The organism is Streptomyces sp. BBFR25 (assembly GCF_044590125.1).
In the GTDB taxonomy this organism is placed as follows: Bacteria; Actinomycetota; Actinomycetes; order Streptomycetales; family Streptomycetaceae; genus Streptomyces; species Streptomyces canus_D.
Window position 1 is genome coordinate 6,151,284 of record NZ_CP172447.1, and the last position, 24,400, is coordinate 6,175,683.

Sequence of the window (24,400 nt, forward strand, 5' to 3'; positions counted from 1 at the left end):
TCGCACACGCCCGAAGGCCCGCACCGTCGGGGACGGCGCGGGCCTTCGGAGGTGGGTGGAGCTACTGCTGGGGCGGGGGAGGAGGGGGAGTCTGTCCCGGCTGCCCCGGCTGCCCCGGCTGTCCCGGCTGCCCCTGCTGTGGATATCCGTAACCGGGCTGGGGGTAGGGCTGGCCGTAACCGGGCTGAGGATGCGGCGGCTGCTGCTGTCCGGGCCCGGGCTGCGGCGGGTACGGCTGCCCCGGCATCGGCTGCCCCGGCTGCTGCTGTGGCGGCATGGGCTGCCCGGGCTGCTGCTGCGGTGGCATCTGCTGCCCGGGCATCTGCTGGCCCGGCATGGGCGGGGCGGCGACCGGCGGCGGGTTGCCGTCGGCCGTCCACAGGCCGTGCGCCTGCTGGTGGCGGACGAAGTCCTCGGCGACCATCGCCGAGAGGTTGAAGTACGCCTCCCGGACCTTCGGCCGCATCATGTCGAGGTCGACCTCGGCGCCCGCGGCCAGGTGCTCGTCGAACGGGACCACGACGACACCCCGGCACCGGGTCTGGAAGTGCCCGACGATGTCGTCGACCTTGATCATCTTGCCGGTCTCGCGGACCCCGGAGATGACCGTGATCGACCGGGAGACGAGGTCGGCGTACCCGTGCGCCGACAGCCAGTCCAGGGTCGTACTGGCACTGCTCGCACCGTCCACGGACGGCGTCGAGATGATGATGAGCTGGTCGGCGAGGTCGAGCACGCCGCGCATGGCGCTGTAGAGGAGACCGGTGCCCGAGTCGGTGAGGATGATCGGGTACTGCTGGCCGAGCACGTCGATCGCGCGCCGGTAGTCCTCGTCGTTGAAGGTCGTGGACACCGCCGGGTCGACGTCGTTGGCGATGATCTCCAGACCGGACGACGCCTGCGAGGTGAACCGCCGGATGTCCATGTACGAGTTGAGGTACGGGATCGCCTGGACGAGGTCGCGGATGGTGGCGCCGGTCTCCCGGCGCACCCGGCGGCCGAGCGTGCCGGCGTCCGGGTTGGCGTCGATCGCGAGGATCTTGTCCTGCCGCTCGGTGGCGAGCGTGGAGCCGAGCGCGGTGGTGGTGGTCGTCTTGCCGACGCCGCCCTTGAGGCTGATGACGGCGATGCGGTAGCAGGAGAGCACCGGCGTGCGGATCAGCTCCAGCTTCCGCTGCCGCTCGGCCTCTTCCTTCTTCCCGCCCAGCTTGAACCGGGACCCCCCGGCCGCGGGACGGCTGCTCTTCGCCTTCTGCCGCTTGTTGTTGAGCAGCCGGTCGGACGACAGCTCCACGGCCGCCGTGTAACCGAGCGGCGCGGCGCCCGGGTTGGTCGGCTGCCGCTGGTCGTGCTGCATGGGCTGCGGCCAGGCGGCACCGAGCCGGGGATCGGCGGGCTGCTGGGGCGGCTGCGGCTGCGGGTACGGGTGTGGCTGCTGCGGTGCCTGCTGCGGCGCCTGCTGCTGGGGCGGGAGGGGCTGGTACTCCGGCTGCTGCGCCGGGTGCGCGGGCTGCTGCACCGGCTGAGGCGCCTGGACCGGCTGGCCGGGCTGGGCGGGCGGGGCCTGACCCTCGCCCTGCGGCTGCTGGGGCTGCGGCGCCTGCTGCGGAACTCCGGGGTACGGCTGCTGCGCCGACGGCCCGTGCGGCGCCTGCGGGAAGCCGTATCCGCCGGGCCGGCCGGGGAAGGGGGGCTGGGGCTGGGGAGCCTGCGCACCGGGCTGCGGGGCGGCGGGCGGCTGGTTCCATGCCGCGGGCGCCGGTTGCGGTGCGTGCGGCTGGAAGGGCGGCTGCTGGGCCGGTACGCCCGGCTGCTCGGGAGGCGCGGGGGCGGGCTGCGGCTGTGCGGGCCACTGGTGGGCGGGCGCGGGCGCGACCGGCGGGTACGACGGGGGCAGCGGCGGCATTCCGTCCGGCGCCGGGGGCGGCGGCGCATCCTGCGGCACGCTGTCGGCGGGCGGCGCGGCGTCGGTGGGCACCGCGTCCTCGGGCTCGTCCTTGTCCGGGACGCTGTCCTGAGGCTCGTCCGCGACCTCGCCTTCGTCCGCGACCTCGGGTCCGGGAACGGCGGTCAGGGCGACCGGCGCTGGTTCGGCGTCCCGAAGCGCCCCCTCGTCAGAGTCGGAGCCGGACCCGGATTCGGAGTCATCGTCGGAGTCGACGTCGGTCTCGGCCGCGCCCGGGTGTGCCTCTTCCGGAGTGTCACCCACCTCGTCGGAACCGGCCGCCGGGGACTCCTCGGCGGCGTCCTCCGCCGCGGCCCGCTCGGCGATCTCACGCTGGAGGGCGACGGCGGAGAAGCGCATGGTCGCACCGCTCTCCAGGTCGCCGTTGTCGAGATCGACGCTGTCGGGCTCGGCCTCTGCCTCGGGCTCTGCTTCTGCCACTGCCTCGGGTGCCTCGGGCTTCTCGGCGGGCGACGGAGCGGGAGCCTGGAGCTGGAACCCACCGGCCGGAAACGTCGGCAGGGCCGTGGGCGAGGCGAGATCCGCGGCAGGCGCCGGGTCGGCCTCGGGCTCCGGCTCGGGCTCCGGCGGCGCCGGCTGCTGCGACGGCGCAGGCTGAGGCTCGAACCCACTCCCCACCGGCAACCTGGGCACCCCGGTAGGCCCCGCGCTCGGCGGCGCGGGCGGCGTGAACGGCGCACCCGGCCCCGGCGGCGGAGGCGGCGTGAACGCGGCACCCGGAGCGGGAGCCGGAGGCGGAGGCGTGAAAGGAGCGCCCGGGGCCGGAGCCGGAACGGAGGAAGCCCCGTTGGCCGTCGCGTGCGGCGGCGGAGTCAACCCCGGCAACGGCGGAACAGGACCCCGAGGAGCAGGCGGAGCGGCTGGAGCGGAAGGAGACGAAGAACCGGACGAACTGGAGGACGAGGAGGAAGAGGAGGAAGAGGAAGCGGACGAGTCGGCAGAGGCGCCGTCAGTCGAACCGCCCCCCTCGCCCTCGCCCTCTCCACCGTCGCCGGACGCGTTCTGCGTGTACCAGGCGGGCGGCGCGTAGTCGATGGTGAACTCGCCGGTCGTCTCGACGGAGGACTCCGCGTCGGGTTGGTCATCGCCGGGTGTAGCCCAGCCCCCGCGGATCCCGTCCCGATCGCTGCTCACAGTTCCTCCTGGTGTGGTCGAGCACCCTCATGCCGTGCTGGGGCGACCCTTGCTTGTCATTCGAATTGGTCCGAGGCCGTTCGAGGTCGTCCGATCCACCGGCTTTCCCCCTGAGACGCAGACGCCCCCTCCACGGGTTCTGGTGTCGCGCCCCACACCAGCCTAATCACGAGTGTCCCGCCCCCGTCAGGCCCCCGTACCCCTGCCCACCTGGGTGCCCAAGGTCACAAGTGACGCAAAAATCGGGCTCTTTCACGTCGTACCGGACGTAATCGGGTGATCCACCCTGCGCGGTTCGGTCAGTCCATCCTCCGGGGCGCACCCAGGAGTCCGGCCTCCACATCGGTCGGCTGCGTCATCACGTACTGCCGGTCCCGTTCCGTGCACCACAGGGTGACCCCGTCGGCGAGGGTCGGCAGTGCCTCGTACTCGGAGCGGGGCAGGCCGGTCACCCGGCCGATCTCCACCGCCTCGTCCGGTGAGACGCGCTGCACGCCCACCAGGCGCGCCTGACGCATCAGCCGCGGCGCGAGAGGACTCAGGTAGGGCAGCAGCGTCAGCACGGACTGCCAGGGCGCGGAGACCACCCGTCCGCGAGGCGGACGCATGCCGCAGTCCCGGATGACCAGGACCGGTGCCGTCGCCGAGGCCCCCTGCGGAGGGACCCGGCCCACCTCGTGCACGGTCATGCCGGACTGACCACCACCGACCGCCTGCACCACCTGGGCCCAGTGAGCCGGGCGACCCGTTTCCACGGCCACTCGGGCTCCGGTCGCCGCAGCGCGCAGCGCCAGGACCTGCGTGGTCCACAGTCCGCCGATGAGCAGGACGTCAAAGGGCGTCGGGCGGTTCACCCCGAGCACGGCGGGCTGCCCCTCGCCGTTGACGCCCACCACGACACCGTCGTCCCCGACGGGCAGGCCGAGCGTGTCGGCCTGGGCCATGGAGAGCGTGTGCCGCGGGTGACGGGGCCCCAGGAGACCGAAGCCGGCGCGCAGACGCTCCCGCGGGCCCGTGACCGGGCGCCCGGAGGCGGCGGCCCCCGGAGTCGGAGCGGTGGACGGCGTAAAGGCCATCAGCGGGCACCTCCGAGGGGAAGTGTGGCGAGCATGCCGGGCAGTTGTTCGCGGTCCAGACGCACGAGACCGGTCCGCGCCTGGCGTGCGACGCTCTCCAGGCCCCGGCGGGCGTCGGCCAGCTCCGTGCTGCTGCGGCCGGTCACCCGCACGTGCCCGGTGATCGCCACGTCCTGGTGCCCGCTCGGCGCCAGGGTGAGGCTGAACGTGGTCGCCAGCGCGGGTACCGCCGTCAGCTGAGCCACCAGCTGGGGCAACCCGACACCCTGACCGCCCAACTGGGGCCAGCGGCGTACCCAGTACGTGGTGTGCCGCCGGTTGTCGCAGCGCCAACTGCGGCTGGACTCCTCGGTCCGCGGCCGGGATGCGTCGTCCTGCCCCGACTGGACGGTCACCATCGGGTTGGCGCACATGGAGGTGGCGAGGGCGGACGACACCTCCTCCTCGGTCAGCAGGTTCACCCGAAAGCCGGCACCCGTCAGTCGGCTGGACAGATGCTCGGCCGACCGCACCAGGCACTTCTGTGCCCCCGGCAGCCCGCCGCCGCGCGCGGCCACCGCGTCGGGACACAGTTCGGGATCGAGCTTCAACGCGATCCACATGATGCGGACGGCAGGGGCGGCGACCTCTGACTGCAGCTGTGCGTAGTTGGCCACCACGACCGACTGGCGTGGCAGGTGGGGCGCGGGCGCGGTCTGGGTGTGCAACACGATCTGCGCCGACTCCAGACGAATGCCGTCCACGTCGACCGCGTCCCGGACCAGCGCCAGCGGGAGCGGTCTGAGGCCGCGCTCGGCGCGCAGCGCCCCTGCGTCGGCCTCCACCTGAAGCACGGCGGTGAGGAAGGACCCGTCACCCACCATGCCCACCTGCCGACGGTCACGCTCGTCCCGGTGGACGAAGCTGTACGTGCGCAGATTCGGCTCGCATTCCACTGCCGGGGCGAGGCCGGCGTCGATGCCCTGCGGCACCGGAACCCGCGGTGCGTTTCGGCGGCGGGCACGCAACGCGAGATGGCTGGCCAGCCACTCGGGCAGCCAGCGCCGACGGCGACGTACCACAGCCAGGAGCACCAGCACCACGGCGACGGCGACCGACGGCACCATCGCCACCGGTCCGAGGAGCCAGCCGCACACCGCGAGCGCGGCGGCCAACTCCAGCAGCACCAGCCGCTGCAGGGTCGAGGAGCCGCCGCGCGCCGGGCGCGTTCGCAGATGCGGGGTGGCAGAGGTCCGGGCAGCCGATTGCGTGCGTGACCGGGTCCGCGACGCGGAAGCCATCACTCAAATCCCCCGAACTCTCACCGAAGACATCGTGCTCAGCACACGGCAGGCTCCGGAAGCCTACCGGTGCCCCATGCACCGTCCGGCAACAGGCATAGTAGGGGCCGGGTCTGACTCGTACGGGGAGAGAACGAAGACACATGGCATCACGGCGCGATGAACTGAACGCCTACACCTTCGCGAAGCGCCGCACACTCGCGTCTTTCCTTCAACCGTCCCCCTCAGGCTCGGAGGAAGGCGCCCCCAGGCCGCTGCGCGCGATCGTCCCCGGCGCGGTCGTCGGCATCGTGGTGCTCGCCGTGTTCGGTGCGGTCGGACTGTTCAGCCCGACCGCACCGAAGGGGTGGGACGAGGCCGGCGGGCACGTGATCGTGGCCAGCGACTCCACGACGCGGTACGTCGTCCTGAAGACCGACGGGAAGAAGCAGCTGCACCCGGTCCTCAACATGGCTTCGGCCAAGCTCCTCCTCGACCCCGACAAGGACAGCGTCATCACGGTGGACGAGGGCGTCCTCGACAGCGGCGAGCCACCGCACGGCGCCACGATCGGCATTCCCTACGCCCCCGACCGCCTGCCCGGTTCCGACGACGCCGAGCAGGCCAAGCGCTGGGCCGTCTGCGAACGGCCCGGCCCGGGCGGCCGGGCGATCCAGAAGGCGGCGTTCGTCTTCGCGGAGAAGGACTGGTCCAGGACGGAGGGCAGGAACAAACTCTCCGGAGGCGACCTGATGTACGTCGTCGGACCGGACGGCACATCCCAGTACGTCGTCGACTCGCACGGCTCCGCCTACGCGCTGGCCGATCCGACGGACAAGGAACTCCTCAAGGCCCTGGACACCCAGGGCCGGGCCCCGCAGCGCGTCTCCCAGGAATGGCTGGACACGCTCCACAAGGGCGACCCGATCGCGATCCCGGAGATCAAGGGCACGCCCGGCGCGGCCGCCGGCGCCTCCGACATGCTGGGGCAGTACGACAAGGTGGGCATGGTCATCAAGGCCTACGACGGGCGGCGCATGCAGTACTACGTCGTGCAGAGCGGTGCCGTGGCCCGCGTCTCGGAGTTCACGGCCACCCTGCTCCTCAACAGCGGCGCCCTTGTCGACGTCGGGCAGGCGGGCGAGGCGCAGCAGGTCAGCCCCGGCGCGGTCGTCGACAGCGTCGGGTTCGCGGGCCGGCGCGACTGGCCGTCGTACCGCCCGAAGACGGTCAACAACGGCACCTCCGCGACCTCCGGCCGCAACACCGTCTGCAACGTCCTGCGTTCGGTGGACGCCGAGAACGGCACCACCACCCTCTCCACCTGGACGAGCACCGACTTCCCCGCCCAACTGCCCACCGGCTCCTCCAGCGCGTACGTGACGCCCGGCTCCGGGCAGCTCTACCGCCAGTTCCAGGGCAGCGAGACGAAGGCGGGCGGCGTCTTCCTCGTCACCGACACCGGACTGCGCTACGCCCTGCAGTCCAACAGCGACAGCGCCGGCGACGATCAGGGCATCGGCACGTCCGACAAGAAGCGCGAGCGGGAACTGAGCGAGTCCCGGATCGCCCAGACGAGGCTCGGCTACGAGAACGTGGCACCATCACCCGTTCCGGTGACGTGGTCGACGTTCCTGCCCACCGGCCCACGCCTGTCCGAGGCGGCCGCACGCCAGCCCCAGGGCTCGTGACGCCCGTGTCTGCCCGGAGGACCGAAACCATGCAGAAGCGGAAGGCCGTGCGCGGTGCCGGCCGGGGCCGGACCCTGACGACGGCCCTGCTCACCGCCATGGTGCTGGCCGCACCGACCGTCCTCACGTTCCTCCCCGCCGCCCCCGCGGCGCGGGCAGCCGACGGCGGGCAGTGCACCTTCCCCTCCAAGGACTACGGCGGCAGGCCATGGGCCCTCCAGCGCGTCAACCTGGACGCGCTGTGGGCGCAGTCGAAGGGCAAGGGAGTCCAGGTCGCCGTGATCGACACGGGCGTCGACGTCAAGCACCCCCAACTCGCCAACGCCGTCGACGCGTCCAAGGGCAGGAACTACCTCCCCGAGAAGGACGACAAGGGCGAGAAGCTCGAACGGGGCAACGCCCACGGCACCACCGACACCGTCGGCCACGGCACACGCGTGGCCGGCATCATCGCGGCCCGCCCCGCCAAGGGCACCGGATTCGTCGGCCTGGCGCCGGAGGCCACGATCATCCCCGTCAAACAGAACGACGCGGAGGGCAACGGCACGGCCGACACCCTCGCCACGTCCATCCGCTACGCCGTGGACGCCGGCGCCGACGTCATCAACGTCTCCCAGGACACGGCCAAGGCAGTGAAACCCGCCTCAACCCTGGAGTCGGCCGTCCGCTACGCCCTGGACCAGGAGGTCGTGATCGTCGCCTCGGCGGGCAATGACGGCCTGGGAGGCAAGGACAAGACGACATACCCGGCCTCCTACGAGGGCGTCCTCGCCGTCGCCTCCTCCGACCGCAACAACGAACGCGCCTCCTTCTCCCAGGCCGGCGAGTTCGTGGGCGTGGCCGCCCCCGGCGTCGACATGATCTCCACCGTCCCCGGGGGCGGCCACTGCTCGGACAACGGCACCAGCTTCTCTGCGCCCTACGTGGCGGCGGTGGCGGTGCTGCTGAAGTCGGCGCACCCCAAGTGGACGGCCGAGCAGGTCGTCGCCCAGATCGAGCAGACGGCCGAACGCTCCATCCCCGGTCACGACCGCCTCGTCGGCTGGGGCGTGATCGACCCGGTCAAGGCCCTGACGGACGTGGACCCGGCCCACCCGGTGGAATCCCCCGCAGCCGAAAAGCCGGACGTCCAAGCCAAGGCCCCCGACGTCCCCCCGCTCCACCTCGGCGAAACCGCCGAGGAACGCAACACCCGCCTGGGCACCTACGCGGCCGTCGGCGCCTTGGTCCTCGCCGCCGGCCTGGGCGGGACAGCAGTGGCGGTACGGGACTCACGGCGGCGGCGGGGTGGCGGGCGGGGGTGGCTTGGCTGACGGCGCCGTCAGGGGGTTGAGGCTCCGATCGCTAGGCGGGATCCAGCACGGGCTTCGCGGGAAGCCCGCCGTTGTTCGCGCAGCCGAGTTCCTTGGCCATGGCCAGTGAGAAGGAGTGTGCCACGGTCGCGTAGGCGTCTTTCAACGCCTTGATGTCACCTTCGGGCTCTGTTGACATGGCCCAATGCTGCACTCCAACGACGATGTGGACGTCCGGCGAGGACCCCAACTTGTCGCTCTGGCAGGCGAAAAAGACGTATGCCTTGTCCGCCGCCGCCACGGCCAGTTCACCCATCTTCAGTTCGGTGAATTCCGAGGCCGAGTCGCTTGTCGGGGGGCCGTCCTCCAGGTTCCAGGTGACTCGGAGGTCGAAGTCCGGGGTTTCGCGGGGCGTATAAATCCGGCAGACGTCGTTGGTCACGGTGGAGAGCGGGTACTCATCGACAAGGTCTGCTGCCGCTTGCTTGACGGTGTACTCCTCCGCCGACGCCTCGAACCGTGACGACCCGGTAATCACCTTCAGCGCCTTGGACGCGTCGGCGGAGATGGCGTTGCCACCGCAGAGCTGCGTCCCCCCAACAACCTTGTAGTCGTCCGGGGCTCCGTCCGCATTCCCGTCCCCTCCACAACCGGTGGCCCCGACGAGCAAAGAACCGGCTACGGCGACTGCGAGGAGCCCCCCGCGCACCGACCCACGACTGATCACTGTTCGTATCCTTACGTGTCTTCGGCCGTCCGTCCGGTATCAACCGGATTCCGGATCGTTGCCCTGCTGGTTCTCCCGGTCGTTACCGACCCCGTAGCCGATCAGCATTGATTCGCGCAGGTCTTGATTGAAGTCGCTGTTCTTATCCACGCCATTGTGTGTCAGGAACTCTTCCATCGGAGCCTCGGCCATACTCTCACCGGCAGAGTAGATCTTGTCCTTCTCCTTGTCGGTGAGATCCTCGATCTTCTCCTTGTGCTCATCCACAGAGTTGTCGGACATGTCGCCGACCATCTGGCCGATGAGCTGTTCCGCAGCACCGCTTGCGGTATCGGTGGCCAACGGGATGAGCACTGCGGCCGTGCCCACGGCCGCGGTCGCGGGCAGGAAGGCGACGCCCGCCGCAATGCCCGCCGCAGCCCCGAACTCGACCCAGCCCGCCCGCTTGGCGACCGCCTTCTCGTAGTCCTCGTGGGTCTTGAGGTTCGTCGCCTCCACCTGGTCGGCCCGGGACTGGTCGAGCATGCCCTGTACCTCGGCACCCGTACGCACGGTCGCCCTGGCGGCGCCCTCATTGATCCCATCGGGGCCTACGGTCCCTTCCAGCACACTGCGTGCGTAGACCTGCTCCGCGGTCGACAACGTCGCGTAGGCGTCCGGGTGCTGCCCCAGGGTGCTGAGGAAGCCTCGGACGACGCTCCGCCCGTTCCCGTCCACCGTGTCCGAGAAGTTGAGGTGCCCTTCCGGATTCTTGCTCGGCGCGAACACGCTCTCCGGATCATTCTTGGCCAACGCCCAGTTGATGTCGTCGATGTAGCCCGCGCCCATGACGCCCAGGCTGTCGGCCATCGCCTCGTGGCGCTCCTTCAGGAGGCCCGGGTCATCGGCGTACTTCTCCATGACCTGCTGCATGACCGCGACGTTGTCCTCGTCCCGCACCACACTGACGTCCGGATGTCCGGCCGGATAGCCGAGGGTCGCCGACTCCAGGGCGTGGCCGAGGGCGTCGGGCATGAATCCGACCGACGCCTCGAATTCCTTCGGATCAGTCGAGTTGACGTCACCGAAGGACTCCCATTTCTCGTTGGTGAAGAAGTCGAGGTAGTTGTCGAACTCCTCGCCGTCCTTGTCCTTGCCGAGGTCAGCCGTGGCACCGTGGTTGACCGTACCGTCCTCGTTGTACGCGGTCGGGGGGTCGGTGAAGAACTTCTTCGCAGCTTCCGGGCTGTTGCCGAGCGCCTCCAGCATGGCGGTGGTCGGCTCGTAGCCGGCGCCGTTCACTCCCGAGGGGTTGTACGGATTCTTGAGCCAGCCGTTCACCATCTTTGTCTCGGCGAACAGGCCTGGGTCCTTCGCGTGCAGTTGCGCCACGTGCTCGGCGATCGGAGTGAGGAACTTCGCGTCGTAGTTCCCGTACCGCATGATCCCGCCGAGCAACTGGTATCCGAAGGGCCCGGTCGAGTCGTACTTGGACAACACGATGTGCTCTGTGCCCAGCTTGCGCAGCTCGGGTCCCCACTTGTCGGTGAACGCCTTGTCGTGGGAGGCGGTGGCCAGGTTGAGGCCGAGGTTCTTCTGAAGCTCCTGGACGTCCTTGAGACGCTCCGCGTCGACTTTACTGTAGTCATACGTGTCCGTGGCGAGCTGGCCGAAGAACGTGAGTGACTTCTGGGGTCCGAGTTTCTCGTAGAAGTACTTGGAGAACTCCGTCGACGAACTGTTGTCCTTCAACAGCTCGTTGAGCTCCGCCAGGTCCTTGTGCGTGATGTCCCGGCCCTTGGCTGCCAGGGCTGCGGCACGGGCGGCTTCCTCCTGGTCCAGCTTCGTGTACTTGGGGGCGCCGAAGTCCTTGCGGCCGGTGGCGTTGGCCGCAAGGGCGTTGTTCAAGGAGACGTCAGTGTCGCTGCAGTTGTCGACGATGAGGTCGATTTTCTTCTGCCACGACTCGATGTTCCTCTTCTCCTCCTGCAGGAGCTTGCTGTAGTCGGGGTCGCGGCGCGCCGCGGGGATCTCGGACAACGGCTTCTTCGCCGTGACCTTGCCCTTGCCGTCCACCCGGATGCCGGCCTCGGGACCCTCGTGGTCCCGGATGCTGACCAGGTCGTCCTTGGCCTTCTTGATGGCCGTGTAGCCCTCTTGAAGGATCCGGTGCACGCCCTTGGCCTCGACCACGGCGTCCGCGAACTCCTTTGCGGCCTTGCCGATGAATGCCTTGGTGACGCCTGCGTTGACGCCCTCCCAGGACGCCTTGTCCGCCTTGGCTTTCATTCCGCCGGTGGCGTCGGTGGCGAGTGTGTCCAGCTTTCGCGCCATTTCCGACCAGTCGTCGACGGCGGTCTTCAGCTTCCCCAACGGGGCGTCGATGATGTCCTCGTACTTCAGCATGCTGCGCGCTCCCCCGAGCCCTACTTCATGTATTCCGTGAGTACGGAGATCCGGGTCAGATCCCCCTCGACCTTCGCCTCGTCCTTGGCGTGCCGGGCTTTGCTGTAATCGAGGTGATTCGATACCTGTCCGCAGGCGTCCAGCAACGTCCTGAGATGGGTCTGCCAGTTGTCGTGCACCTTCAGCAGCCCCGAACCGCTCTCGAAGTTCCCATTGGTCAACGCCGTCGCCGCGTCGAACGTGGAGACACGGGCGTGGTCACCGTCCTTCGTCAGCCGTCCCAACAGGTCATACGCGTCGTTGCCGATGGCGCCGAGGTCGTCCCGATGGACCACCAAGTCTTTCCCGCCGCCACCTCCGCCACCCTCGGCCGGAAGGCTGTCGATCTGCATGGCGGCCTGCTTGGCCGCCGCCGCCTCGCGCAGCTGCGCCCAGTCCTGCTCGAACGTCACGATTCCCCCAGCCCATCCGGACTCGCCTCGCCGCCGCACTCGTGCGGCCATCAACCCGATCAGCTGTCACTTCTATCATTGACTGTGTCTGTTGGGGTCGGTGGTTGATTCCCCAGCCAGGCGACTCAAACTCGCGCCTGCGTGCCAATCGAGACTTCAGGGGCCTGCCTACGCCAGTAGGCCATCGGGGTGTAGCGCAAGACCGACGGCGCCGCATGCACGGAACGTTCACGGTGGACGATGTGTAGACGCACCGCGGCCATGGTCTGGACACCGGGAGAGGCCAGCACGGCCTCCGCGGGCGGCAGGCCGAGCGAGAAGCCGGGCGCCGGCCACACGGTGCACCGTCACCCATAGCGGTGCGAGGGTCCTCTTGGCCCAACCGGTTCGACAAGTCGGCCGGTGACAGCGACGCGGGGCAGGCCGTACTGCCGGCGCACTGTTTACGGCAAATTAGGGAGGAGACGGCTGGGTCAGCAAGCAACTACTCTGCGGAATGAGGGCTGGACGACGAGCTCCCCGCGCACAGCCAGGCCCTGCTAACGGCCGTCCGTCGGGCCCCTCTTGAGGTTGAGACATGAAACGTCAAGAGATGGCGCAGCTACGTCACAGCCGGGTGGAACACCGGCCCTTGGGGCTCGGCGGAGTCGTCGTTCACATGGTCAGGAAGGCTCCGATCTCTGGTGGGTCCGCCGACGAGACCTTGGCGTCGCCTTGAAGGTTGAACTTTGGAATTTTTGTGTGGCCGCAACGAGGCTGGCGTAAATGGCGGTTGGGCACGGGCTACCCGGTGACTACAGTGACGATCTCTTGCGGTTACGATCAGTTGCGCGTGCGAGCGGTCCAGGCTGGCTCGAGCGAGGAATGTACGGGGAAGCGGGGGAGGTTGCAGCATGCTTCCAGCTGAAATGGTGGGAGGGGTGTCCGCCGGCAGGGCGGCCAACCTGGAGGTCACGGGCGAGGCGTTGTCGACGTTCGTGAAGCGAGTGGACAGTGCGCTCAGCAATCTTGAAGGTTCGGCGGGTGACCCGACGCGCATCGGCGCAAAAAGGATCAAGCCCTCTTCGCTCAACAGCGGCAGCGCGGCCGCCTTTCCAGAGGCGCACGCGTTGTATCTGCAGTACAACCGGGTCCACGAAGAGCTCACCAGCCTCTCGAAGACGTTGCACCTTCAGATCGAGGCGATCGGCATCGCGGTCAGGGGTGCGCACGTGGGCTTCGACAACCTCGAAGAGGAGCAGCGCCGCCGGTTCCAGCTGATCCAGACGCAGCTCAAGCACATCGAGGATGCCAGGGGCGACGGCATGCACAAGAAGCAGACGGCTACCAGCGGGAGTCTCTAACGATGTCCGACCAGCATCACGAGGCGGACTACGACCGAGTCTCCCAGCAGAACACCGCTGCGGACCTGACACGTGGCCTGGAAGAACGGCCTTCGTTTAGGCTCTTCGGCGGGCTGTTGAAGTCGGCTGTCGAATCGACGCCGCTGGGTTCGGCCATGCAAGGCCGGACGAACTTCGAGGACCACGACCTCAACGAGATGGTCGACCTCGTAGAACAGACGAATCCGGAAGACCTGGAGACCTCGGGCAAGGCTCTGTGGGAAGCGCGGGACGCCATCAAAGAAGCAGCCAAGGAGCTGGACGGTCACATCGGCAATGTTCGTTGGGTGGGCGAGGCGGGCGAAGCCTTTCGCAAGTGGGGGCGTTCTCTCGTCACCAGTACACACGGCCTGAGTGCCTTTGCCGGCGGGGCGGGAGATCAGATCACCGCTGCTGCCGTGGGCCTGGCGAACGTACGCACCGCGATGCCGGAACGCGATACGAGGCCGACGACCAAAGCGCTGCGACCTGAGCAGCTCCCGACGCCTATGCAGGTCGAGGGCAACAGCGAGTACGCGGAAGCGGTTCGTGTCGAGAAGAACCGCCAAGAGGCGATCAACCAAATGAACCGGTTGTCGTCCTACTACGCTGTGTCGGAGGAGTTGCTGGCGGGACTGGAACCGCCGACGTTCAAGGCTATGCCGGATGTGGGAATTCCGAAGCCTGAAAACGTGTACCGAGTTGGTGCGCCGACCGATCCTCAGCCGCGTCGCATCCAGGGAAGCGACAGTGGCAACGTCTCAGACAGCGATTCGCATTTGGCCGTGGAAGGCCGGGCTCAGCCGTATGCAGCGGACGGCACGGTCGTTGCACCTGCGAGCATTACACGGCAGTCGGTCTACACCGATATTCCTGTTGCGACGAACATTGACGGTGTCGGCACGCCGATGCTCCCCACAGCCCCCGGCCCGGGGCCTACTTTGCCAACCACACTGCCGTCGGGCGACGGTGGTGGACCGACAGGCCCGTTCGGTCCGGGCTTCGGCCCTCCGGTGCCTCCTGGCCGCTCCGGTCGGGCTGATGGTGGCCCCAGCCGTACCAGGGCGCCATTCTCCGTCCAGGGGCGTGTGACTCCTCCCGGTCAGGGTGGGGGGCCGGGCCCGGGACGTCCGGGTAACCAGGGCCCCTTCAATCAGGTGGGACGTCCAACGCCTGCCGGGCAACAGCCCGTGGCAAAGGGGATCACGTCAGGAGCGAAGCCGTCCCCCATGGGGCCCGGAGTGAGCGGCGGTACACCGCGTCCCAATCCCACGATGGCCCCGAGACCGGCGGGTGGCCCAGTCACTGGAGCCGGCCGTGCCGGTGGTGTGGTCGGCGGTCGGCCGGCGAGTACTCCAGGTATGACGGGACGGAGTGGTCCGAGGCTCCCCCGTGGCGTGGTCGTCGGGGCCGACGCCGGATCTCAGTCGGGCAAGGGCCGCTCCGTGGCGAAGCCTGGTATCACCGGTGTGCCCGCAGCGTCGAGGTCTGCCGCCCGTGCCGAACGGAACGGCATGACCCGAGGTGGTGCGGGGCTCGTGCGCGGCCCTGGCGGACGTGGGCGCCGACGTGATGAACGCAGGGAGGAAGGCGTGGAGCGCCCCGACTACCTGGTCGAGGACGAAGAGACACACCTGCCCACGAATCCGCGGCGCGATGTGCCGCCGGTTGTCAACTGAGCGCGAGCGAGGACTCACCCCATCATGAAGTCAGCAACACGCCGAAGGCTGCGAGTGCGGGTAGGGGGCGCCGCCGCGAGCGCCCTGATTGCCGTCGGCGTGAGCTTTGCTCCTGGTGCCACCGCGGCCGACGTGCAGCCGGAGCAGTGGTACCTGGGGCCGATGCAGGCCGAGAAGATGTGGAAGACCAGCACGGGGGAGGGTGTCAAGGTCGCTGTGATCGACACTGGCGTGAACCCCGACACGCCTTCCCTCAGAGGCCAGGTCCTGGTCGACGAAGTGCCGAAGCAAGTTGCATACGGCGCCACGGACGACGATGTGGGCCATGGGACGACCATGGCAGAGTTGATCGCTGGTACAGGGGCAGACGGGAGACTCCAAGGCCTGGCGCCTGATGCGAAAATCGTGCCGTACAGGGCTGTGCTGGGAGGCTCGTCCAGCGCCAAGGACAAGAAACTGGCGCCTACCTCGGCGGAGGCGATCAGGGCTGCCGCAGACAGCGACGCGCGCATTATCAGCATGTCCATCGGAAACGAGTTCTACGGAGCAGGAGAGGCCGCAGCGGTGCGGTATGCCGCATCCAAGGGAAAGATTCTGATCGCGAGCGTCGGGAACAGCGGCCAGGACAGTGGCTACATCGAGTATCCGGCGGCGTACGAATACGTTATTGGTGTGTCGTCGATCGATAAGAACAGCCGCATCTCGGACTTCGGCCAGTCGGGTGGCCAGGTCGACTTGGTTGCGCCCGGCGAGAACCTCCCCGCGTATTGCAACGGGAACTTCGAGAAGTACTGCCACAACCTCAACGGCACCAGTTTCAGCACCGCCATCGCCTCCGCCGCAGCCGCCCTCATCTGGTCCGCACACCCCGACTGGACGGCCAACCAGGTCACCCGCGCCCTGATCGACACGGCCGGTCGCAAGTGGCCCAAGGACGAGCCGACCTCGACCGCCGGCTACGGGACCATCCGCCCCCGGTCGGTGCTGGCGGACCCGAACTACGACGCCGGTGAGCCGTACTCCGACCCGCTGCGGAAGGAGAACACGCAGGAGGGGGAGAAGCTGGTCACGGAGATTCCGCCGGCGCCCGCCTCAGCGAAGCCTTCCTCGGGCGCAACAGCCCCGTCAGAGGGTGTCGCGGGATCTTCCAAGGACAAGCAGGCAGCGGCAGGATCGGACGATGCGAAGACCGCGGCGGCCGACGCGTCGAGCGGCAGCGGCAGCACGCTGTGGATCGCACTCGGCGCCGCCGCAGCCGTGGTCGTGATCGGTGGCGGCGCCTTCGCCGTACTGCGGGCTCGGCGCGCGAACTGACACCGGCGTCGTCGGTGTCGTATGGAGAGAAGCAACAGGGAGGGCAGGGGCGGATCATGGCCGTCGACCAGAAGCTCGAAGACGCAGCGGTAGTCAAGCTGCAGAAGGACATGTACGAGAAGTTCGAGAGCATCCGCAAGCGGGTCCACAACCTGCAGGGTGTGATCGACAGCCTTGAGGGTCAGTGGCAGGGCATCGGCCGTGCCGCGTTCGACAAGAAGCAGTACGAGATCAACACGTCGCTGCAGAACATGGGCCGCATCCTCGCCGACGTCGTGGACGCGATGACCGCGACGCGCAACATCAAGGACAGCAAGGAAGACGAAGTCCTCGCCGCCGTGAACAAGATCAACGTCAACGACGGTGCTCCCACGGTGCAGTCGTCGCCCCTCAGCTCGTTCTGAGGCGAGCGGCAGACGTCAGCCACAGCCGCAGCACATTCCGAACGAGAAGAGGTAAGCAGAGATGAGCCGTAACGCCGACGGTCTGCAGGTGACATACGACGGGCTCGACTTCGCGGCGACCAACCTCGCCAACGAGGCGAAACTGCTCGACGAGGACATTCAGCAGCTCACCAAGATGGTGGAAAGCAGCAAGCAGTACTGGGCGGGCAAGGCTCAGGAGGCCTACGCGCTCAAGCTGGAACTCTGGCGCAAGGAAACCACCGACATCCACCAGGCCCTCATGGGCATCGGCCATGTCGTGGGATCGTCCGGCGGTACGTACATGGAGGGTGACCTGGCGGCGTCCAGGTACCTGCAGTAGACACAGCGGCAGCATCGCGGCAGTGACGAGGGTGGGCGTGCGCGGGAGACGCCCACCCTCGCCGCGTTTCGGGGCCGGGGTCAGTCGGGCAGCTCAAGGCCCGTACAACCGTGCCGGGCCGCCGACCGCTCGGCGAAGGTGTGCAGAGCCGAGCGGAGGAACTGCTCAGTCGGTGCCGCATAGACCGTCGCGTGGATGCGGAAGACGGCTGGAACGGTGCTGCCGGGGCAGGACGCCGTCGCCGTCGCGCTGTCGTGCGTGAGGCCTGGTTCCGGCCAGGGCTCGTCGTGGTCGGCCGACCGGAGACGCTGTGCGTAGGGGCCGAACGATGCCTCCATGGAGTAGAGGACCTCGTCCCGCGCCTTGCTCTCACCCAGCAGACAGAGTTCCAGCGGGGAGCTGTCCGATGCCACGCTTCCCTGGACCCAGTCGACCCACTGGGACTCCGGTATCTGGAGGCCCTCACAGGTGCCTGAGGTACCGGCCGGGGAGTACTGCCCGTTCCAGAGCGAGATTTCCGGTAGGCGTCGGCCGAAGGACGCCTCGCACGACCGCCGGTCGGCGGCCTTGCGCGCGATGGCGGTGGCCAGTTCCCCCACGGCGCGGCTCCCGTCGCCGTTCTCGTGGGACGAGTCACCCGCGATGTTCACCACCAGGGAGGCGTCCTTGTTGGTACAGGGCAGTACGACAGCCGTGGTCCGCCCGTCCGTGTAGCCACGCCAGCCACCGCCCAGCCCCACGGGCAGGTGGTCCGACCTCTCTCGGTTCAGCGCGCTGAGCATGTTGGGGACGCTGTCCGAACGGACCGCGTCGGCAAGCACCAGGCCGATGCTCACCGTGAGGTTTGCGATCCGGCACGAGCGGAAGCGATCCGCGCCGTACCCCTCCACCCGGTCCCGGGAGAGGCTGTCGGTATTGAGGCCAGTGAAGGCCGTCGCTTCGTCGTACGGGATCAGCCCGCCGCAGTAGGTCGCGAGCTTGTCCTTGTACCGCCATCCATTGCCCGTGTCGCTCACCCGGTACCAGGTGTAGGCGGCAGTGAGGACGAGCACCAGGGGGAGGACGCAGTAGAGCGAGAGCCTGCGGACGACCTTCACCATCCGCCCCCGTCCTCCACCAACCCCACCTGAACCACCGGCCGGCCCCGTCGCCGCGACACGAACACGCCCCGCCCCGGAGGCATCGGACGCGGACGCACCCCGCCCAGCAGGTCGCCCTCGGCCGGGTCGCCGCTGAGGACGACGCCCTGGGCGCCGAGCTCCTTGAGGCGCTGCATGAAGGCCTCGTAGCCGGCACGGCCCGCGCCCGCGGTCGAACGGGCGATGATGAAGCGCACGCCGACGTCCCGGGCGAAGGGCAGAAGCTCGGTGAGGTGCCCCAGCGGGTTGCCGCTCGACGTGGCGACCAGGTCGAAGTCGTCGATGACGATGTACACCGTCGGCCCCTGCCACCAACTGCGGTCGCGCAATTGCTCCGGCGTGACGTCGGCGGTCGGCGTCCGGCGCTGCATCAGCTCGGCCAGCGCGTCCATGTGGTGCTGCATCTGGTTCGACATGGGAACGTACTCGGCCAGGTGCGACGGCGGGGTGACCCCCAGCAGCGAGCGGCGGTTGTCGATGACGAACAGCTTGCAGGAGTCGCCGTCGTAGCGTTCGCAGAGCCGTCGGATGAGGAGCCGCAGCAGGTTCGACTTGCCGGACTCGCTCTCGCCGAAGACGACGAAGAACGGGTCCTGCTCGAAGTCCACGAACACCGGTTCCAGGTTGTCCTCGTCGAGCGCGAAGGACACCCCCCGACGGGGAAACCGGTCCCCCGGGGGAAGCTGGTGTGCCGGGAACTCGCGCGGCAGCAACCGCACCGCGGGCGCACCCGGCTGCTGCCAGTGGCGGGCGACCTCGGTCCCGAGCGCCTGTGTGGCCTCGGCGAGGTCGGTGTCCGAGGACAGCCCGTCGATGCGCGGGACCGCCGCCATGAAGTGCTGCTTCTGTGGCGTCTGGCCGCGCCCGGGCACACCCGTCGGTACGTTCGCCGCCACCTTGCGGTCGAACTCCGAGTCCATGGTGTCCCCGAGCCGCAGCTCGAGGCGGTTCATCAGGTGGTCCTTGAGGTTGCTGCGGACCTCCATGGAGCGTGACGCGGTGAGGATCACGTGGATGCCGTAGCCGAGGCCGCGTGCCGCGATGTCCAGCACGACCGACTCCAGCGCCTCGTAGTCCGCGCGGAAGTTCCCCCAGCCGTCGATGACGAGGAAGACGTCGCCCCACGGCTGGTCGGTCACCGAGATGTCACCTCGCGCGCGGCGCGCGCGGAACTCCGCGATCGAGGAGATACCGGCGCTTCGGAAGTACTCCTCGCGGCGGGTCATCACGCCGTAGACCTCGGCCGCCGTACGCCGTACCTTCTCGGGGTCGAGGCGTGAGGCCACGCCGCCGACATGGGGCAGGCCGGCCACCGCGGACAGACCGCCGCCACCGAAGTCCAGGCCGTAGAACTGCACTTCGTGCGGAGTGTGCGTGAGCGCGAAGGACGCGACGATCGAGCGCAGCAGCGTCGACTTGCCGGACTGAGGTCCGCCCAGGATCTGCATATGGCCGGCGGCGCCGCCGAAGTTCACCCAGAGCGGGTCCCGGCGCTGCTCGTACGGCTTGTCGACGATACCGACGGGCACGACGAGTCGCCCCGCGCCCTCGTAGCCGGGCTGGGTCAGGCCGCGCCCCGCCACCTGGGCGAGGCCGGGCAGCAGTGCGTCGAGCGACGGCGGACTGTCCAGCGGCGGCAGCCACACCTGGTGGGCTGCCGGGCCCTGCGCCTCCAGGCGCCGGACCACGACGTCGAGCACGGTGTCGGCGAGGGCGTCGCCCGTCTCGTCGGGAGTCTCCTCGCGCTGCGGCGGCACCGGCAGGTACCGGACCGGGACCTCGGCGGCGGTGAACAGCACGGGCCGCCGGTCAACCGGTCGCGGGCCGCCGGGAGCCGCCGCCTGCTGCGCACTCGTGCGGTACACGCCCGAGACGTAGGCGGCCTTGAAGCGCACCATCTCGTCCGTACCGAACTTCAGGAAGCCGGAGCCGGGGACGTTCGGCAGTTCGTAGGCGTCCGGGACGCCGAGCGCGGACCGGGACTCGGCCGCGGAGAAGGTGCGCAGACCGATGCGGTAGGACAGGTAGGTCTCCAGCCCGCGCAGGCGGCCCTCCTCCAACCGCTGCGAGGCGAGCAGCAGATGGACGCCCAGCGACCGGCCGATGCGACCGATCTGGACGAACATCTCGATGAAGTCGGGCTTGGCCGTGAGCAGCTCACTGAACTCGTCGATCACGAGGACGAGGGAGGGAATCGGCTGCAGCGCGGCGCCGGCCGCGCGGGCCTTCTCGTAGTCGTGGATGTTGGCGTAGTTGCCCGCGTCGCGGAGCATCTCCTGACGCCGGTTGAGCTCGCCGCGGATCGAGTCGCCCATCCGGTCGACCAGGGTCAGGTCGTCGGCGAGGTTGGTGATCACGGCCGCGACATGCGGCAGTTGAGCCATACCGGCGAACGTCGCGCCGCCCTTGAAGTCGGCGAGTACGAAGTTGAGGGTCTCGGACGAGTGCGTCACCGCCAGGCCGAGGACCAGGGTGCGCAGCAGCTCCGACTTGCCGGAACCGGTCGCGCCCACACACAGGCCGTGGGGCCCCATGCCCTCCTGCGCCGCCTCCTTGAGGTCGAGCATCACGGGCCGGCCGTCCTCCCCGACGCCGATGGGCACCCTGAGCCGTTCGGACGGGGAGCGGGGCCGCCAGGTCCGGCGCGGATCTACGGAAGCGGCGTCACCGAGGTTGAGGAGATCGGTGAACTCCAGATTGGCCAGGAGCGGCTCGTCGTCGTCCCCGCCCGTTCCCACCCGCAAGGGCGCCAGCTGCCTCGCCAACGCTTCCGCGCTCTCCTGGGAGAGGACGTCGGGAGTGCCCTCGTAGAGGGCACCGTGCGCCGCTTCGAGGCGCAGCTCCTTCGGCTGCACGACGAGTGAGAGGTCCCCGCGTCCGGTGGTGAGGGAGCCCGGGACCACCTCGATGACGGTCACCCCCTGCAGGCCCTCCGGACTCGCCAGAAGTGACGTCGGCGGCAGTGAGACTCCGTCGAGCACGATGACCAGGTGCGGCTGGTCGGGCACCGGCCGGCCGGCCGGGTGGAACCTCGGGCGGCCCTCGAGACGGGCGCCGAGCAGCTCTTCGAGGGCCGTCGGGTCGGCCGTCACCAGCCGCCGGGAACCCGCGCCGTCCGTGGCGTGGTCCGCCTGCGCGTGTGGGAGCCACTTCGTCCACTCCCATTCGGCCGCCGACTCCCGCCCGGTGGCGACGGCGATCACCAGGTCCTCGGGGGAGTGCAGTGCGGCGAGCGAGGCGGTGACGGCCCGGGCGGCCCCGCGCACGGTGGTCGGTTCGCCGCTGATCGTCACGTGGTAGAACGCCCGCAGGGAGACCGCCATCGGCAGTTCCTCAAGGGTGCTGTGCGTGGCGAGGAAGCGGTGCATGGCACCTGCCGTCAGCGGTTCCAGCTCGTCCACCGGAGCGGTCTGGGGGGCCATCAGGGGAGTGGCCAGAGCCTGCGGGCCCAGACCCACGCGAACCTGCGCGAAGTCCTCGTCGCCCGTACGCCGTTCCCACAGCCGGCTGCCCTCGGCGACCAGCGCCCACAGTTGGTCCGGCGAAGGATGCAGGTAGTACTGGGCGTCACGCTGGGCCTTCGCCGTCTCCTGAGCGGCGCGCCTGGTCTGCGAGAGGTAGCGGAGGTAGTCCCTGCGGGTGTCGGCCATCTGCCCCTGGTTGCCGCGGCGGTAGCGCACCAGCATCGCGATGCCCATGGCGATCGTGGACGCGATCATCACCATGCCCATGATCTTCATGATGGGCTGGGCGGAGGGGTTGAAGAAGAACACCACGGACCCGCCCATGCCGAGCATGGGCAGGAGTTGCATCCACGCGCCCTCCTGCTGCCCGCGTGGCAGCTCCGGGGGCGACTGCAGGTGGACCTCCTCCGTGGGCACGTTCTTCGGCAGCGCCCGAGGTGGGCGCTTGACGACGATGTGGCTCACTTCGCACCAATTCCCTTACCGGCCCGACCTGTTCCGTCCACCGCCCGTATCCCGGCGGACGTCGATCGCGAAGGGCGATCCTACTGACACGCACAGGCAGCAGTGGGCGGTAGGGTGCCGGTGAGACGCGTGAGCAGATGCGAACCGCCTGGGACCCTGCGCAACCCCGCGGACAGCACAATGCTCGATACGCGCACCCCGCGTGCGCCGCGCAGTGGTGAGGGGTGACACGGGACAACCGGGCAGGGAACGCCACCGACCGGCAGGGCGTGCCGGTGCCGTATCCGCCGATTCACCTACGAGGGGGAACAACGGGTGAGCATGACGGCCTCCGCGCCGACCGGCGCGCCAGGCGGAACGGGCACGCGTGCCGCAGGTCCGGCCGCATCCGGTGCAGGGCTCGGATTCTGTCGGGTCACGATCGTGGCGCCGGACAGCCGCATCGACGTGGCCCTGCCCGACGACGTACCCGTCGCCGACCTCTACCCGGAGATCCTGCGGTTCTCCCGGCAGAGCCCGGCAGAGGGCGCGCCGGTCGGCTATCACCTCGTACGCCGTGACGGGACCGTCCTCGAAAGTGCCCGGTCCTTCGCGGCGCAGCGCATCCTGGACGGTGAGCTGCTCACCCTGCGGCCGTTCGCCGACTCCCTGCCCCCTGCGGTTGTCGACGACGTCTCGGAGGCCGTCGCCTCCGCCGTCGTCCACGACCGCACGCTGTGGGACGGCGCGCTCACCCGCGTGGCCTGCCTGGTCGGAGCGGGGACGTTCCCCGTTCTGCTGGCGTTCGTGGCGTGGAGTTCGCAGGTCCGACACGACATGCACAGCGTGCAGGGCATCCTCGCCGCGGTCGCCGGCGTCCTGCTCGTCACCTTCGCGTGCGTGCGAGCGCGCGTGTACAAGGACCGGGGTTCCGCCCTGGCCCTGGGACTGGGCGCCCTCGCGAACGTCGCCGTGGCGGGCTCGGGGCTGGTCCCGCTCGCCGAGGGGCAGGGCATCGGACGACTCCAGTTCCTCCTGGCGTGCGCGGCGGTCCTGGTCGCCTCGGTCGTACTCACCCTGGTGTCACCGAGCGGCGACAGCGCCTTCGTGGCGTTCGTCTTCTCCTCCATGGTCGGCCTGCTCGGAACGTTCGTGGCGATGCCGACGCACCTGGAGCCGATGGAGACGGCCGCGGTCTGTGCGGTCCTGTCGGTGTGCGCCCTCGCCTTCCTGCCGGGCCTGTCGCTGCGCTTCGCGCGGCTGCCCATCGGCTTCGAACCGCCCAACCAGCCGCGCGGCTCCTACTCGGCGGACGAGACCGGCGCGCCGGAACCCGTGGACGTCGAGCGCATCGCGGCCCAGGCCCGTCGGGGCCACGAGCTCCTCGCGGGCCTGGTCGGCGGCTGCGCGCTGGTCTCCGTGGGAGCGTCGATCGTCCTCGGCTTCACGGGCAACATGTGGGCGCAGCTCCTGACACTCGCCACCGGCGTCGCGATGGTGATGCGCGCACAGCTGTTCCGCTACACCACCCAGGTCGCCGCCATGCTGGCCGCCGGCCTGGCCTGCCTGGTCTTCCTCGGTCTGGGGCTGGCCTTGAACCCGCCGGTGGAGTACGTGCGGGACGCGCTCCAGGGTGACACCGCCGCCCTGGACCTGCGCAGCGTCTGGCTGGCGGCGGCGGTCGCCGCGGCTGTGGCGCTGGTCACCGCGATCGGCCTGGTCACTCCTCGGCGCGGCGTGACGCCCTTCTGGGGACGCTTCATGGAGATCGCCGAAGTGTTCGTGCTCCTGACGCTGATCCCCCTGGCCCTAGCCGTGTTCGACGTCTACGCCGCGGCGCGGTCGATGACCGGCGACTGAGGGACGCCTCGCGCAGCGCACGAGGAACGGCGGACCCTTCCGTTCGCGGCGGGGAAGGGTGTGCCGTACGCCCGCCCCTCCTACTCGACGTCCCCCCCGGACCGCTCCGCGGTCGGCTCCAGGTCGAATTCCCCGTCCCGCGCACCCAGCACGAACGCCCGCCACTCCGCCTCCGTGTACCGCAGCACGGTGTCGTGGTCGAGCGAGGACCGCATGGCGACGGCGCCCTCCGGCAGGTAGGCGATCTCGACCCGTTCCTCATGGGACTCGGTGCCCGGCGCGCTGTGCCATTCGACGCCGGAGATGTCGAGGGCGTAGAGCTCGTCCCGCTCCCGGTCCTTGCGTGCTCGGAGTTCCTTGTCCTCGGCCTCGGCCATCGCGGCTTGGGTCCT

17 protein-coding genes are annotated in these 24,400 nt (G+C 69.3%); 8 read left to right on the top strand and 9 right to left on the bottom strand.

The genetic code is table 11. From position 1 onward, the window contains the following. Nucleotides 1-61: 61 nt before the first annotated feature. The 3 genes from ACGH52_RS28170 to eccE form a co-directional block, all read right to left on the bottom strand. A complete protein-coding gene (locus ACGH52_RS28170; RefSeq protein ID WP_399943338.1) occupies nt 62-3,100 on the bottom strand; it encodes an SCO5717 family growth-regulating ATPase in 3,039 nt (1,012 codons plus the stop codon). A 299-nt stretch (nt 3,101-3,399) separates the two neighbouring features. After that, nucleotides 3,400-4,176 carry a hypothetical protein gene (locus tag ACGH52_RS28175; RefSeq protein ID WP_399943341.1) on the bottom strand — a complete coding sequence of 259 codons (777 nt, stop codon included), beginning with the start codon at nt 4,174-4,176 and terminating at the stop codon, nt 3,400-3,402. After that, nucleotides 4,176-5,456, bottom strand: a complete 1,281-nt coding sequence (eccE, locus tag ACGH52_RS28180; RefSeq protein ID WP_399943344.1) for a type VII secretion protein EccE — start codon at nt 5,454-5,456, stop codon at nt 4,176-4,178. Before eccE ends, ACGH52_RS28175 begins: the two co-directional genes overlap by 1 nt. Before the next feature lie 143 nt (nt 5,457-5,599). Between eccE and eccB the strand changes: the two genes are divergently transcribed. Both eccB and mycP read left to right on the top strand, forming a co-directional pair. Then, a complete protein-coding gene (eccB, locus tag ACGH52_RS28185; protein ID WP_399943347.1) occupies nt 5,600-7,126 on the top strand; it encodes a type VII secretion protein EccB in 1,527 nt (508 codons plus the stop codon). Nucleotides 7,127-7,155: 29 nt separating this feature from the next. Next, the gene (mycP, locus tag ACGH52_RS28190; protein WP_399943350.1) at nt 7,156-8,439 is read left to right on the top strand and encodes a type VII secretion-associated serine protease mycosin; all 1,284 of its coding nucleotides are present in this window, start codon (nt 7,156-7,158) and stop codon (nt 8,437-8,439) included. A 31-nt stretch (nt 8,440-8,470) separates the two neighbouring features. Here mycP and ACGH52_RS28195 read toward each other — a convergent pair whose 3' ends face one another. From ACGH52_RS28195 to ACGH52_RS28205, 3 genes are read right to left on the bottom strand one after another with little or no spacing between them, the layout of a single operon-like run. After that, entirely contained in the window at nt 8,471-9,145 is a 675-nt protein-coding gene (locus ACGH52_RS28195) for a hypothetical protein (protein ID WP_399943353.1), read from the bottom strand. Nucleotides 9,146-9,184: 39 nt separating this feature from the next. Further along, nucleotides 9,185-11,530, bottom strand: a complete 2,346-nt coding sequence (locus ACGH52_RS28200; RefSeq protein ID WP_399943356.1) for a hypothetical protein — start codon at nt 11,528-11,530, stop codon at nt 9,185-9,187. Nucleotides 11,531-11,550: 20 nt separating this feature from the next. Next, nucleotides 11,551-11,982, bottom strand: a complete 432-nt coding sequence (locus ACGH52_RS28205) for a hypothetical protein (RefSeq protein ID WP_399943359.1) — start codon at nt 11,980-11,982, stop codon at nt 11,551-11,553. Nucleotides 11,983-12,875: 893 nt separating this feature from the next. Here ACGH52_RS28205 and ACGH52_RS28210 point away from each other — a divergent pair. The 5 genes from ACGH52_RS28210 (at nt 12,876) to ACGH52_RS28230 (ending at nt 17,101) form a co-directional block, all read left to right on the top strand. Further along, nucleotides 12,876-13,325 carry a hypothetical protein gene (locus ACGH52_RS28210; RefSeq protein WP_399943362.1) on the top strand — a complete coding sequence of 150 codons (450 nt, stop codon included), beginning with the start codon at nt 12,876-12,878 and terminating at the stop codon, nt 13,323-13,325. A gap of 2 nt (nt 13,326-13,327) precedes the next feature. Then, nucleotides 13,328-15,022, top strand: a complete 1,695-nt coding sequence (locus ACGH52_RS28215) for a WXG100 family type VII secretion target (RefSeq protein WP_399943365.1) — start codon at nt 13,328-13,330, stop codon at nt 15,020-15,022. 54 nt (nt 15,023-15,076) lie between these two features. After that, entirely contained in the window at nt 15,077-16,336 is a 1,260-nt protein-coding gene (locus ACGH52_RS28220; RefSeq protein WP_399946898.1) for a S8 family serine peptidase, read from the top strand. Nucleotides 16,337-16,392: 56 nt separating this feature from the next. Then, nucleotides 16,393-16,740: a WXG100 family type VII secretion target gene (locus tag ACGH52_RS28225; protein ID WP_076976590.1), complete on the top strand. Its 348-nt coding sequence runs from the start codon at nt 16,393-16,395 to the stop codon at nt 16,738-16,740. Nucleotides 16,741-16,801: 61 nt separating this feature from the next. Then, complete coding sequence (locus ACGH52_RS28230; RefSeq protein ID WP_076976591.1) at nt 16,802-17,101, top strand: WXG100 family type VII secretion target; 300 nt, start codon at nt 16,802-16,804, stop codon at nt 17,099-17,101. Nucleotides 17,102-17,181: 80 nt separating this feature from the next. On the opposite strand, the gene ACGH52_RS28235 is transcribed toward ACGH52_RS28230, so the two are convergent. Together ACGH52_RS28235 and eccCa are read right to left on the bottom strand one after the other, a co-directional pair. After that, nucleotides 17,182-18,201, bottom strand: a complete 1,020-nt coding sequence (locus ACGH52_RS28235) for a hypothetical protein (RefSeq protein WP_076976592.1) — start codon at nt 18,199-18,201, stop codon at nt 17,182-17,184. Next, entirely contained in the window at nt 18,195-22,169 is a 3,975-nt protein-coding gene (gene eccCa, locus ACGH52_RS28240; protein ID WP_399943370.1) for a type VII secretion protein EccCa, read from the bottom strand. The genes ACGH52_RS28235 and eccCa overlap by 7 nt, the downstream gene beginning before the upstream one ends. A 321-nt stretch (nt 22,170-22,490) precedes the next feature. Between eccCa and eccD the strand changes: the two genes are divergently transcribed. After that, nucleotides 22,491-24,008, top strand: coding sequence for a type VII secretion integral membrane protein EccD (gene eccD / locus ACGH52_RS28245; RefSeq protein ID WP_399946901.1), 1,518 nt, complete (start codon nt 22,491-22,493; stop codon nt 24,006-24,008). A gap of 80 nt (nt 24,009-24,088) precedes the next feature. On the opposite strand, the gene ACGH52_RS28250 is transcribed toward eccD, so the two are convergent. Then, complete coding sequence (locus ACGH52_RS28250; RefSeq protein ID WP_076976594.1) at nt 24,089-24,385, bottom strand: DUF397 domain-containing protein; 297 nt, start codon at nt 24,383-24,385, stop codon at nt 24,089-24,091. Between the last annotated feature and the right edge of the window lie 15 nt (nt 24,386-24,400).

Bases quoted from the DNA above. Each gene is read 5' to 3' on its own strand.
- ACGH52_RS28175 (WP_399943341.1), bottom strand. From the start codon at position 4,176: ATGGCCTTTACGCCGTCCACCGCTCCGACTCCGGGGGCCGCCGCCTCC.
- eccE (WP_399943344.1), bottom strand. From the start codon at position 5,456: ATGGCTTCCGCGTCGCGGACCCGGTCACGCACGCAATCGGCTGCCCGG.
- eccB (WP_399943347.1), top strand. From the start codon at position 5,600: ATGGCATCACGGCGCGATGAACTGAACGCCTACACCTTCGCGAAGCGC.
- mycP (WP_399943350.1), top strand. From the start codon at position 7,156: ATGCAGAAGCGGAAGGCCGTGCGCGGTGCCGGCCGGGGCCGGACCCTG.
- ACGH52_RS28200 (WP_399943356.1), bottom strand. From the start codon at position 11,530: ATGCTGAAGTACGAGGACATCATCGACGCCCCGTTGGGGAAGCTGAAG.
- ACGH52_RS28210 (WP_399943362.1), top strand. From the start codon at position 12,876: ATGCTTCCAGCTGAAATGGTGGGAGGGGTGTCCGCCGGCAGGGCGGCC.
- ACGH52_RS28215 (WP_399943365.1), top strand. From the start codon at position 13,328: ATGTCCGACCAGCATCACGAGGCGGACTACGACCGAGTCTCCCAGCAG.
- ACGH52_RS28225 (WP_076976590.1), top strand. From the start codon at position 16,393: ATGGCCGTCGACCAGAAGCTCGAAGACGCAGCGGTAGTCAAGCTGCAG.
- ACGH52_RS28230 (WP_076976591.1), top strand. From the start codon at position 16,802: ATGAGCCGTAACGCCGACGGTCTGCAGGTGACATACGACGGGCTCGAC.
- ACGH52_RS28235 (WP_076976592.1), bottom strand. From the start codon at position 18,201: ATGGTGAAGGTCGTCCGCAGGCTCTCGCTCTACTGCGTCCTCCCCCTG.
- eccD (WP_399946901.1), top strand. From the start codon at position 22,491: ATGACGGCCTCCGCGCCGACCGGCGCGCCAGGCGGAACGGGCACGCGT.
- ACGH52_RS28250 (WP_076976594.1), bottom strand. From the start codon at position 24,385: ATGGCCGAGGCCGAGGACAAGGAACTCCGAGCACGCAAGGACCGGGAG.